Origin of the sequence: Dechloromonas denitrificans (assembly GCF_020510665.1) — a bacterium.
GTDB lineage: Bacteria > Pseudomonadota > Gammaproteobacteria > Burkholderiales > Rhodocyclaceae > Azonexus > Azonexus denitrificans_B.
Genome location: NZ_CP075187.1, coordinates 619,047 through 630,470, shown reverse-complemented (window position 1 = coordinate 630,470; position 11,424 = coordinate 619,047). Strand labels below are relative to the sequence as shown.

Below are 11,424 nucleotides of genomic sequence, written 5' to 3'. Positions count from 1 at the left end.
TCCCATGCTCTCACCGATTCGCCCACCACGCCCCAGCCTGACAGGCCCGATTTTTCTTTTCGCCATGGTCGATGTCTTTGGCTTGTCCTGCGTCGGTATCGGTGCCAGCTGGTTCGCCGCCGGCAAGGGCGCCATTTTGGCCAATTTCCCGACGTCGACCGCGGAAGCCGTGGCCTGCACCGCAGGCGGTGCCGTGGTCATGGTCTGGGCCGTTGGTCGCATCCTGCGGGAAATCGCCAAACAGGCTCCGCAGATGCAAGCCAAATACGATGCCTATATCGCGGCACACCACCCGGACAAAGCCATTCCCCGGACCAGCGACGACGAAAGCCGGGGTTAATCGCCGGATCGACCGCCCGGCTTGAGCCATTCGGGCAACTCCCGATTTCCGGCATGCTCGATGATGTACTGGCGGATCATTTTGCGCACGACCTGCGATGGGGTCAGGTCATTGGCAGCACAGATTTCCTCGAAAATCTGCTTTTTCTGCGGGTCGATCAACAAGGTCAGACGTGCGGTTCGCTTTTCCATGCGGCCTCCTAGCACTCAGATCGCATCATATTAACATGTGATTAACATTGACGAATAAGCGCATGTTCATATAATCAAGGACTTCCCTCCCGAGCGAGCGCCATGAAGATCGCCTTCCGCCCCAAGCTGCTGGATTGCCTGCCGACTTACAACCGCACGCAATTCGGCAAGGATCTCGCCTCGGGCATTACCGTTGGTGTGCTCGCCCTGCCGCTCGCCATGGCCTTTGCCATCGCCTCGGGCTGCTCGCCGGCAGCCGGCATCTGGACAGCCATCATCGCCGGCTTGATCACCTCCGCCCTGGGTGGCTCCCGCGTTCAGATCGGCGGACCGACCGGCGCTTTCATCCCCATCGTCTACGGCATCGTCGCGATGCATGGCTTCGCCAACCTGATGGGCGCCACGATTCTGGCCGGCATTTTTCTGCTCGCCATGGGGCTGGCCCGCATGGGGCAACTGATCCGTTTCATTCCGGTCACGGTCGTCATCGGCTTTACCAACGGCATTGCCGTCGTCATCTTCCTCGCCCAGATCAAGGATTTTTTCGGGCTCAAGATCGACAACCTGCCGGCCGAGTTTTTCGGCCGGATCAAGACCCTGGCCGCCTACGCCCATACGGTCGACCTGCCGACGCTGGCACTGGCGACGGCCTGCTTCATCTTTCTGCTGTCCTACAACCGCCTGGCCCAGCACATCAGCGTGTTGCGCCGCGCCCCTGGGCCGCTCGTCGTGCTGCTGCTCGGCACGCTGATTTCTTTCATTTTCAGTCTGCCGGTCGAAACCATCGGCAGCCGCTTCAACGGCATCCCTCAGGAACTGCCGAATATCGGCCTGCCCAATCTGTCGATCCACGATTTCGGCAAGCTGATTTCCCCGGCGATCACCATCGCCCTGCTCGGCGCCATTGAGTCGCTGCTCTCGGCTCGGGTCGCCGATAGCCAGATTGATGACCGCCACGATCCGAACCAGGAGTTGATCGCCCAGGGGCTGGCCAATATTGCGGCGCCGATGTTTGGTGGTTTCGCCGCGACGGGCGCCATTGCCCGGACAACGACCAACGTCAAGACCGGCGGACGCACGCCGATCGCCGGCATCATCCATGCACTGGTCCTGCTCAGCATCGTTCTCGTCGCCGCCCCGCTGGCCTCCTACGTACCGCTCGCCACACTCTCGGCAATCGTCATGGTGGTCGCGGTCAACATGGGCGAATGGCATCATTTCAAGGAGCTGCGGCGCTACACCTACAACTACCGGGTGATCCTGCTGGCCACTTTTTTCGTCACCGTCGTTTTCGACCTGACCATCGCCGTCGAACTCGGCATGGTGCTGGCCAGCCTGTTCTTCATCTACCGCATGTCCGAACTGACCCGGATCGAGCGCCTGCCGCTCGGCGAACTGGCCGAAGAAGCCCACTACCTCTACCCGGATGGCACAATGCGCGTCGCCGCCTGGCAGCTGTTCGGTTCGCTGTTCTTTGGCGCGGTGAACAAGCTGGAAGAGCTGCTTGATCCGGCCGCCGGGCATCCGGAAGTTGTCATCCTCGACATGACCCGCCTGATCCAGCTCGACACGACCGGGCTGGAAGGACTGGAAAGCCTGCGCGACAAGCTCGACAAACGCGGTTGCAAACTGCTGCTCTGCGGCCTCAACTCACAACCCGGCTCGCTGCTGTTCCGTTCCGGCTTCATCGACCATCTGGGCGACGACAACGTCTGCGCCGATATGGACGAAGCCTTCCAGCGTGCCTACATTCTGCTGCCCAATCTGATGGGTAGTTTTGACGAAGATTACTAACAAGGAAACACCATGAGCAGCTTGCCCAAATGCCCCCAATGCACGTCCGAATACACCTACGAACAGGGAAACATGTATGTTTGCCCCGAATGCGCCCACGAATGGAGCCAGGACGGTGCCGCGGAAACGGCTGAAGAAACCAAGGTCTGGAAGGACGCCAACGGCAACATCCTGCAGGATGGCGATACCGTCACCGTGATCAAGGACCTGAAAATCAAGGGCTCGTCATCAGTCGTCAAGGTCGGCACCAAGGTCAAGAACATCCGCCTGATCGACGGCGATCACGACATCGACTGCAAGATCGACGGTATCGGTGCGATGCAGCTGAAAACCGAGTTCGTCAAAAAGGTATAAGCGGACAAGGCGCCGCCCATCTCCGTGCAGGCGTGAGCCTATGCTTACGCCTGCGACAGACAGACCAGCGCCGCGTTGTGAAAACGCGGAATGCTGAGATCTTCCAGCTGATCGATTTCGCCCAGCGACAAAGCGCCATAAACGAGCGGTGCTGCGGTCAACGCCTTCAAATGGGCGATTTCACGCTCGGCAGCTTCACCCAGATGCATGCGACGCCCTGCGCAGTAGAAAGTCAGCAAGGGCATCGGCTCGCTGCCCGCCTGGGGCAGGCCCAGTGACTGGGCAAGCCCGGTGACACAAGCCTCATCGCCCGCTTCCGCCGCTTTCAGCAGGCGCAGCATCGAATTGGGCGGCACTTCCCCGACGCAAAACAAAGAACCATCCGCATTGAAGGCGACCGGAATCCGCACCAGCACGTCCACGGCCGTCACCAGTCCAAAAGGAAAATGCACGGCATAGTCGTAGAAATTCTCCTGCGTCAGGGCAATGCCGTACTCGGCGGCGATCACGTCGCGGTAAACCTCGAAAGCCGGGCGATTATCAATTCGGTCGATCCGATTGCCCTGGGCAGACGTCGAACGCATCAAGGTTTTTGAGACGGGATAGGCATGCTTGACGGCCACCCGGCTCACCTCGGGCAGGAACAAGCCGAGCGCCCCCTGGCCGACCAACTGCGTGGCGTCGAACAGGCAGGGCATTGGCTGGAAGGTTTCGCTGCCGGCATTCACACCGGCATAGCCGACACAATTGCCAATGCTCTGGTGCAGGCGATGCAGAATGCTGGCGACATTTGGCTGCATGCTATCAAAAATGAGGAACAACGTCGGCTGCCCCTCCGGCCGGCCGGCCTTGATGGCTTGTGCCAGCTTGTCGACCGCAGCGGTCCCCAGATCGGGAATCAGGAAGTGATACGGCATGCGCGCGAAGCCAACCAACCAGACTCCCGTCGAAACAAAGCGGTCGTCGACGATCAGGGCGGGAAAAACAGCCCCAGCCAAGGTCACGGAGCGCTCCCGGCAAGCAGACTGCAGGACCGGCAAGGCGGCTCTCTCCGCCTCGGGCAGCAAGGCCAGCACACCCAGCGCCGGCCATTGCTCACGCCACGCTTCAAGCTGTTGAGAAACCGCATCGGGTGTCAGAGGCACCCATTTTTGACAGACAATCATCAGGCAGGACAAGGACGATTCATGGTGGCGCTTACTTTAGCATGGCCCGAACAACCCGGGCCGGCTCAACGCCCCAACCCGGCAGCCCAGGCTTCGGCCGAGGGACGCACGATTTCAATCCAGGGACCGGGGAAAATCCCGATCAGAACGACCATCGCAATCAAGGCGACCAGCACCAGCCATTCGCGCGGCCTGAGATCATCCGCCTGGGTCACCGCCGGCCAGCGGGCCGGACCGAAAAATGCCTGGCGATACAAGGCCAGAAAACCGGCCGCGGCAATCGACAAACCGAACAGCGCGGCCATCCCGGCGCCGGTATGCACCTGCAAGGCTGCAATGATCAACATGAACTCACCCGGAAAGCTGCTCGTTCCCGGCATGCCGACACCGGCCAGGCCGCAGATCAGAAAACCGGTCGCCAGCAGCGGCATGGTTTTCGCAGCGCCGCCCAGCGCGTGAATATCGGTCGAACCGGTGCGCTGGCGAAGAAATTCGAGCAACAGGAAGGCGCCACCGGTTGCCACTGAAAAGCTGAGCAACAAGGACACCGCTCCTTGCGCCCCCTGAGCGGTGAACGATGCCAGCCCGAGCACGGCGAGTCCGACATGGCAAATACTGGCCAACGCCAGGGCAACGCGCAGATTGCTTTGCGCCAGCATGCCGACCGCACCATAGAGGATGGCCAGCGTCCCCAGACCGGCCAGCAGCCAGTGCAAGTCCTGTGCCGCCTGCGGGGCCAGCGGCACGGCAAAGCGGATCAGGCCGAAAGCCCCGATCTTCAAGCCGACCAGCAGGGCCGTGAGCGAACCGGGGGCAGCCAGTGAAAACTGGACCAGCCAGGTATGCAGGGGAACCAGCGGCACCTTCAATCCGAAGCCGACCAGCAACAGCAGGAAAACCGTCGTCTGCGAGGCCCGCGGCAAAGGGGTCGCCAGCAGGGCGATCAGGTCAAACCCGGCAGCCGGCAGGCTACTTGCCAGCAGGATGAAGGCCAGTAGCAAAGGTACGCCGCCGGCCAGCATGATCAGACAGTAGCGCGCGGCCACCTGCGGACTGCCGGCATGCGCCCCCCAGCGGGCGAGCAGGAAATAAAGCGGGATGAGCGTCAGTTCCCAAAAGACGAAGAAAAGAATCGTATCCAGCGCGCAGAAAATACCCAGCGTTGCGCTCTGCAGCAGCAACAGCAAGCAGTAATGCAGACGTGCCGCCTCCCGCACGGCATTCCAGCCAGCCACCAGCGAACCGAGAAACAGCAGGGCCGTCGCCGGCAAAAAGAGCACGGATAGCCCGTCGACCGCGACAAGATACTGAATTTTCAATCCGGCAATCCAGGACCAACGCTCGACCATCTGGAAACGCTCTCCAGCCGGCAGGTAAACCAGCAGGACCGCCGTCGAAAGAATCAGCGTCACCAGCATGCTGCCGGCGACGGCAAAACGCACGCGTTGCAACGGTAGGAACCATAACAAGCCGGCCGCCAGCAAGGGCAGGAAAATCAACAGGGAAAGCAGCGGAAGATTCATCGGGCCAGCCTCTCGGCCATGCTTTGGCTCGCCGTTTCGGTCAGATAGAGCCAGGGTTCGGTGAAAAAGCCGATGGCCAGCATCGCCGCCAGCGCAATGCCGCAGACCAGGTACTCCATCGTCAGGGTGCGGTCGACCTCGTGCCCCCCCTGTTTTTGCTGCGACAGGAAGGCGCGCTGAAAAGCCCAGAGCAGGAAGCCGGCGGCGGCCACATTGCCAAGCGCGGCAGCGACGGTCGACAAGGCGCCGAAACTGTCGATCGAAGCTTCAAGGATCAGGTGCGCGGCATCGAATCCGGGGGTGCCTGGCATGCCGACGATGGCCAGGCCAAAACTGAGGAAAGCGATCGCCAGAAAAGGAATCCGCTCGAACAGACCGGAAAGCTCGTGCAGTTCGGTCGTTCCTGTCCGCCGAAAAACAAAACCGACGATGAACCACATGCCGGTCACGGCCAACCCGAAGTTGGCCGCCAGCAATACGGCTCCCTGGATGCCGGCCTGATGCAGGCTGAACACGCCGATGACCAACAGGCTGGTGTGGCTGACCACGGCAAAGGCCAGCAAACGACGCAGATTGGTTTGCTGGAAGGCCAGGGCCGCAGTGAAGAAGATGCCAGCCATGGCAAAACCGACGACATAGGGTTGCCAATAGTGCACCGCCCCCGGCGTCAGGGGCAGGACGAAACGCAACATGCCGTAGATGCCGACCTTGACCCCGACCATCAGGGCCGGAGCAACGGCGATCAAGCCGTGCTGGGCCATGTTCGGCAGCCAGCCATGCAGGGGGAAAAGCGGCGTGCGGACCGCCAGCCCATAGAACAGGAGATAGAAAGCTGCCGTCTGGAATTTGCCGACCGGGATAGCGCCCAGCAGATCGAACAGGTCGAAACTCCAGCGCCCGTTGTTCACATCGGCATGCCCCCAGCCGAGAACGACGCAGCCGGCGGCAAAGAGCAGCCAGCCAAAAGCCTGGTACTGGACAAAGCGGGCCAGCGCCTGAATTTCGGCGCGCGACGAGGCCCAGCGCCGCAAGAGAAAGACAACGGACCATAATTCCAGCGCCGAAAATGCAGCAAACCAGGCAATGTTCACCGTCACCAGCATCCCGACCAGCCCGGCCTCGGCAAGCAACAGCACGGCGAACAGGCGGCCTGGCGAGATCATCCCCCGGCTCATGCCGTACAAGGTCATCAGCAGAGTCAGCAAGGCGGCGAGTAGCAGGAAAACCAGGCTCAGGCCATCGACGGCGACGTGATAAGCCAACGGCGCAAATCGCTCGGCCAGCTGCAAAGCCGGAGAAAGTGGATCGATCCGGCTGGTAGCCAGCCCGGCCAGCAGCAACTCAAGCAGCGCAAAAATCTTTCCGGTCCAAACTGCGGTCGACCGCTCGCGCAGGGCAAAAACGACCGCAGCCCCGAGCAGCGGCAACAACTGCAACAGCAGCAGGAGCGGCGCGGCGGCCTGCTCGTCCCAAAAAATCTCGCTCAGCCCGCTCATCAGAGAATCACCACGAAAGTTGCCATCACCGCCATCATCAAATAACGCGGCTGCTCCAGCAGGTTTTCCAGCGTCCGCAAATAAGCACTGACGCGATGCAGCAGTTGCTCGGCCATGCCGCCGCGACCGCGCAGCAACAAACGGTTTTCGACCTGTTGCAGCAGCTCTGCCATCCCGGCCAGGGCTCGCCCCGGTAGACCATCGCCAACGATCAGCGGCCGCCCCTCGGCCAGCGACACGCCCCGCCCCGGCTCGCCCAGCGCCCGATCGATGAAATGTTCTTCCAGAGCGCGAACATCGCGGGCAAACGATTCGGTCGGATGGACAAACAAGGCATGCGCCAGCTTGTCGAGCCAGAAACGCTGCACCGCGGCGGTATATAACACTTGCCGGTCGCGCAGCCAGGCCGGTGGAGGTGCCGGCGCATGGCGGACCAGCGCCAGCCAGGAAGGCGCCAGCAAAAACTGCCAGGCACGCCAGCCGGCATGCAGGCAAAGGTGGATCAAGGCCAGCGTCGTCCAGCCCAGGCCGATGGCAACGAACATCAAGGCCACCTGAAACAGCGTGGCAAAGATCAGCGCCGACTTCACATCGGTCTGCACCAGCCCGCATAACCAGGCATAGGCCGCCGTCAAAAGACCGATCACGACCAGCGCCAGCATCAGATCGGGCACCTGGCTGAGCAACGGCGAGAGGCGCAGCATCAGATATACCCCGGCGTGAACCATGATCGCCCCATAAAAAACGGCCGACGAAGGCGTCGGCCCTTCAAGGGCGCGCAGTATCCACGGGCTGAAAGGCAACTGGGCCGATTTGGCCAACGCAGCCAGTACGAAACCGAGCAGCAACAGGCGCGCATGGACCTGCGCCAAAGCCCCCGGCGCAGTCATCGCCGACCATTCAAAGCTGCCCAGCCAGGCCAGCGCGAAGCCGAGCCCGAGCAGGAACCCGGCATCGCCCCCCCGATTAGTAACAAAGGCGAATAGCGCATTTCCGGTGGCCACCGGGCGATGCCAGGCGTAACCGATCAGCAGGAAGGACGCGACACCGCACATTTCCCAGCCAACAAAGGCCAGCAGCCCGTTGCCGGCCAGCAGGACGAGTTGCATGCCGGCCTGGAAGAAGCCGAGGATGATGAAAAAACGGTGGAAACCAGCCTCCCGGTGCAGGTAATTGGCCGAAAAACGCATCGCCAGCCAGCCGATCAGCGCGGTTAACGTCGCCAGCGGCAAGGAAACCCCGTCGAGCAGGAAGGAAACGTTGACCTGCCAGTTACCGCTGCCAAACCAGACACCCAGCACCCGGTGTCCCGGCACGACATCGAGCAGCGCGGCGGCATCGATCCCGATCAGCAGCAGCAGGCTGCCCAGTGCGGCCAGCGAAGACAACCCGGCGGTCAGCGGTTCGCTGGCATCGCCTTGGGCGCGGCCCAGCAAAACACGCGCCGCATTGAGCACGACCGCCAGCAGTGACAGCGCCGGAACCAGCCAGACCCAGTCAGCCAGTTGAACAAGAAACGAGAACGGGAATGGCGTCATTTCATCGCTCCGAGCAATTGGGCCGGCGCCAGCGCCTCGCTCTGCCCGGCAAACCAGTCGGCAGAGCGAGCCACCTGCGGCAGCACGCTGCTCCCCGACCACGGCAACCAGCCGCGGCGCGGGCAATATTGGGCCATTGCCCCGGTCGACGGGGCCTTGGCCACCAAAACGATCCAGGCATTGTTGATCAACTCCTGCAACGGCGGCTGGCGCTGCAGAATCTCGGCCAGAACCTTCGTACTCTGCTCGACGACGACCAGCAAACGCATCGGCTCGTGGATCTCGACCATCTGCCAGGGCAGGCCGGTGCGCAGATCGGAATCGGCCCCCTCCATCACCCCGAACTGGCCGGTGATGTTGTGCGTGACTTTCGACCCGCAGCCGAAATATTCGTTATTCACCGTCGAAAAATAGTACTCAAGCGCAATGCCGGCCCCCACCGGTCCGGCAGCGAGCAGGATGCCCTCGGCAATGCTGCCGGCCGGGTCGTTCAGCGGATCGTAGGAGATCAGGAAAACACGTCGATCGAGAAACAATCCGCGGCTCATTGCGCGCCGACCGATGAAAGCGGCCGCATTGGTCGCGTGCCCAAGCTCCGGGCGCACCTGTGAAAGATCCTGGGCACGCCCGCCGACATGCTGCCGCCCCTGCCAAGGCGTCGGATTGCGCGGGGCCGACACCAGGCGGCGGCAACGTTCGGCCGCATGCGCCCGACAGGCCTCGCTCAACTGCACGACCAGACGATCAAGTGCCGGTTGCCAGTTGGCCGGCACCGCCTCAAGGTCATACCAGGCGATGCTGTCATCGCAGGTATTGTGCTCCGCGGCGACAAACCAGACGGAGTCGGGAATCGTCAATCCGCGCTCGGCCAAACCAGCACGGACCTCACGACGATTGGCCATGGCGGCGAAAACCCGCGCATTGGGGCCGCCGTGCCGACCAGAGCAGGCGCCACAATCGTAGGCCGACAAATGCGGATTATTCAGGCTGCCCGAACCATGGCCGAACATCAGGATCAGCGGCGCAAAGTCCTGCGTCAGGCCGATCATGCGCAGGAATGCAGCGACGCGGTCGACCTGCTCCTCATCGGTAAATCCATGCTGCGGGTTTTGCCCTGTCGCCAGCGCCGGCGCTTCGGCCGTCAACGCAAGACGGCTGGGCAAAGCGCCATCGAACCATTGGCGCCAGCGCTGCAATGTTCGGCCGAACCCATTAGGCGACAGGCTGGCTGCGCACAGGGCAAGCAGGGCCGGCAATCCGGCCAGTGCGGTCAGCAACGGGCCGGCCAGCACGCTGCTCGCGGTTTTCTGGAACAGGCTTTCGCGCCAGCCAAGACGCTGCCTGTGCCGAGCGGCGTGGGCGGCCAAGGCAGCCTCCTGGCCGAACGCCGGCTGTTCGCGAACCAGGTGTTCCGGCGTCACGACAACCGGGCACAGCGCCGTCGGGGTCGCATCATTCAGGCCCTGCCAGTACATCGCCACGCCAAAGAATCCGGCCGCGCCATAGGTCACGACATCCGGGGCAATTTCCTCCAGGTGACGGCGCGTCCCCTCCTCGCGGTCATCCATGCACATGATGACCTGGGCCGATGGCCGGGTGACGGCTTGCTGGCGTGAATGGTTGGCCGCCAGCGCCGTCAGCAGTTGTTCCCGATAGTGCCGCTCGTAAGCCTCCAGCCAGATTTGACCACGCTGCGGGGGACTCAAGCCGCCTGCACAGTCAAGCAACTGCGCAGCCTCTGCCGCACTGGGCGCCGCCTGGTCGGCGCCGCCCAAGTCCAGTTCAAGCAGCAAACCGGCCAAATACCAGACCTTCGAGTCATCGGCCTGCGCTGAATCGGCAATCGCCTCGGCCAGCGTAATCCATTCGCTTTCATCCACTCGAATACTCTCGGCCGGTGCGCTCAAATAGGCCGCACGATTTTGCAAATCTTCGGGCAAATTTCCGCGCCGCAGGGCATCGCGTACGAAAAACTCAGCCGGACAAGCGGCGAAATAACCGACCAGTTCAGCGAAATTCAGCGGCGAGCCGGTCAGACGACGAATCAGGTCGTCAGCCAGCAGACGCTCAAGCACCACGCGGACGGCCAGGTAATCCAGCATGGCAACCGGCGTTCCATCGCCGCCTGCCGGGTGATCGTCGCGCCACAGGAACATGCCGGACCAGCCGGGCATGTCGAGTGCCAGTCTTTCCAGATAGGCCGGCCATCGCGTTTCATCCGGCAACAAGCGCGGCAGTTCATCGAGCAAGGTATCGAGCGGGTCGGAAGGCAGATGTACGATCTCTTCGTGCACGGCCGGCAAGTCATCGAGTTCCCAGCCGACATCCAGACCAGCACTGGCTCGCCAGGCCGCATAAAAGCCATCGGCCCGGGCCGGGTTGCGCCAGGCGGCGATACCGAGATCGAGATGTGCCGCGACATGGCGCTGCAGCATCGAGCGCACGCGTTCGAGAATATTTTCGCCGCTCAGATGTTCAAGCAACTGACGCAAAGTCCAGTCACCGCCGACCCGCTGACAAAGCACCGACCAGCGCTGGCTGGCAACGTTCTGCCACGCCGCGTCAGCCATCGGCGATGCCACGGTCAACGTCCGGCACAAGGCCAGAATCGCTGCTTCGGGCGGCTGCGTTTCCCGACGCAGCCAGGCCTGGCGTTGGGCGGAAATCTCTTCGGGTGGCACAAGCAGGCTGGCCCGCAAAATCTCGCGACGACGGCACCGTCCCACCAGAGGCTGATCGAGTTGATCCAGCCCCGCAGCATCGAGCGCCGCATCGAGATCGTCGCGGTTGATCCGGCCCTGTTCAAACGCAGCCCGAAAACGCGCCTCCGGCCAGTAGGTCGCCGCACCGGTCAGTTGCGTTGCCGCAGTCAGCGCATCGGCAAAAGGGAGATGCTGGAAACCATGCAGGGTATTGTGATGGACGAAATCGCGAATCGGCGCCTGGGCTGGCAAGACATGGCGCAAATGCGCCACCAGTTCGCCCAGGCGCTGACGGAGGGGCATGTCGCGCTCAGCCATCA

9 protein-coding genes are annotated in these 11,424 nt (G+C 62.4%); 3 read left to right on the top strand and 6 right to left on the bottom strand.

All coding sequences use genetic code 11. The features are described from left to right. Nucleotides 1–4 precede the first annotated feature (4 nt). Nucleotides 5–340 (top strand): hypothetical protein, encoded by a 336-nt coding sequence (locus tag KI614_RS02955; protein WP_203468634.1) that lies wholly within the window; start codon nt 5–7, stop codon nt 338–340. Here KI614_RS02955 and KI614_RS02950 read toward each other — a convergent pair. Continuing rightward, the gene (locus tag KI614_RS02950; RefSeq protein ID WP_226407758.1) at nt 337–531 is read right to left on the bottom strand and encodes a CopG family transcriptional regulator; all 195 of its coding nucleotides are present in this window, start codon (nt 529–531) and stop codon (nt 337–339) included. The genes KI614_RS02955 and KI614_RS02950 overlap by 4 nt on opposite strands. Before the next feature lie 102 nt (nt 532–633). Here KI614_RS02950 and KI614_RS02945 point away from each other — a divergent pair, with 102 nt between their 5' ends. Both KI614_RS02945 and KI614_RS02940 read left to right on the top strand, forming a co-directional pair. Continuing rightward, entirely contained in the window at nt 634–2,325 is a 1,692-nt protein-coding gene (locus tag KI614_RS02945) for a SulP family inorganic anion transporter (protein ID WP_226407757.1), read from the top strand. Nucleotides 2,326–2,337: 12 nt separating this feature from the next. Beyond that, on the top strand, nt 2,338–2,679 hold the full coding sequence (locus tag KI614_RS02940; protein ID WP_203468631.1) for a zinc ribbon domain-containing protein YjdM: 342 nt from the start codon (nt 2,338–2,340) through the stop codon (nt 2,677–2,679). Nucleotides 2,680–2,723: 44 nt separating this feature from the next. Here KI614_RS02940 and KI614_RS02935 read toward each other — a convergent pair whose 3' ends face one another. From KI614_RS02935 to KI614_RS02915, 5 genes are all read right to left on the bottom strand, one after another. Beyond that, nucleotides 2,724–3,824, bottom strand: a complete 1,101-nt coding sequence (locus tag KI614_RS02935; protein ID WP_226407756.1) for an FIST signal transduction protein — start codon at nt 3,822–3,824, stop codon at nt 2,724–2,726. Nucleotides 3,825–3,910: 86 nt separating this feature from the next. Continuing rightward, the gene (locus KI614_RS02930; protein WP_226407755.1) at nt 3,911–5,368 is read right to left on the bottom strand and encodes a complex I subunit 4 family protein; all 1,458 of its coding nucleotides are present in this window, start codon (nt 5,366–5,368) and stop codon (nt 3,911–3,913) included. Continuing rightward, nucleotides 5,365–6,864 (bottom strand): complex I subunit 4 family protein, encoded by a 1,500-nt coding sequence (locus KI614_RS02925; protein ID WP_226407754.1) that lies wholly within the window; start codon nt 6,862–6,864, stop codon nt 5,365–5,367. Before KI614_RS02925 ends, KI614_RS02930 begins: the two co-directional genes overlap by 4 nt. Then, the gene (locus tag KI614_RS02920; RefSeq protein WP_226407753.1) at nt 6,864–8,402 is read right to left on the bottom strand and encodes a proton-conducting transporter membrane subunit; all 1,539 of its coding nucleotides are present in this window, start codon (nt 8,400–8,402) and stop codon (nt 6,864–6,866) included. The genes KI614_RS02925 and KI614_RS02920 overlap by 1 nt, the downstream gene beginning before the upstream one ends. Further along, a complete protein-coding gene (locus tag KI614_RS02915; protein ID WP_226407752.1) occupies nt 8,399–11,407 on the bottom strand; it encodes a DUF2309 domain-containing protein in 3,009 nt (1,002 codons plus the stop codon). The genes KI614_RS02920 and KI614_RS02915 overlap by 4 nt, the downstream gene beginning before the upstream one ends. Nucleotides 11,408–11,424 lie beyond the last annotated feature (17 nt).

What these genes read in the sequence shown, in the direction of transcription:
- KI614_RS02955 (WP_203468634.1), top strand. Translation starts at nt 5, where the DNA reads ATGCTCTCACCGATTCGCCCACCACGCCCCAGCCTGACAGGCCCGATT.
- KI614_RS02950 (WP_226407758.1), bottom strand. Translation starts at nt 531, where the DNA reads ATGGAAAAGCGAACCGCACGTCTGACCTTGTTGATCGACCCGCAGAAA.
- KI614_RS02945 (WP_226407757.1), top strand. Translation starts at nt 634, where the DNA reads ATGAAGATCGCCTTCCGCCCCAAGCTGCTGGATTGCCTGCCGACTTAC.
- KI614_RS02940 (WP_203468631.1), top strand. Translation starts at nt 2,338, where the DNA reads ATGAGCAGCTTGCCCAAATGCCCCCAATGCACGTCCGAATACACCTAC.
- KI614_RS02930 (WP_226407755.1), bottom strand. Translation starts at nt 5,368, where the DNA reads ATGAATCTTCCGCTGCTTTCCCTGTTGATTTTCCTGCCCTTGCTGGCG.
- KI614_RS02925 (WP_226407754.1), bottom strand. Translation starts at nt 6,864, where the DNA reads ATGAGCGGGCTGAGCGAGATTTTTTGGGACGAGCAGGCCGCCGCGCCG.
- KI614_RS02920 (WP_226407753.1), bottom strand. Translation starts at nt 8,402, where the DNA reads ATGACGCCATTCCCGTTCTCGTTTCTTGTTCAACTGGCTGACTGGGTC.
- KI614_RS02915 (WP_226407752.1), bottom strand. Translation starts at nt 11,407, where the DNA reads ATGCCCCTCCGTCAGCGCCTGGGCGAACTGGTGGCGCATTTGCGCCAT.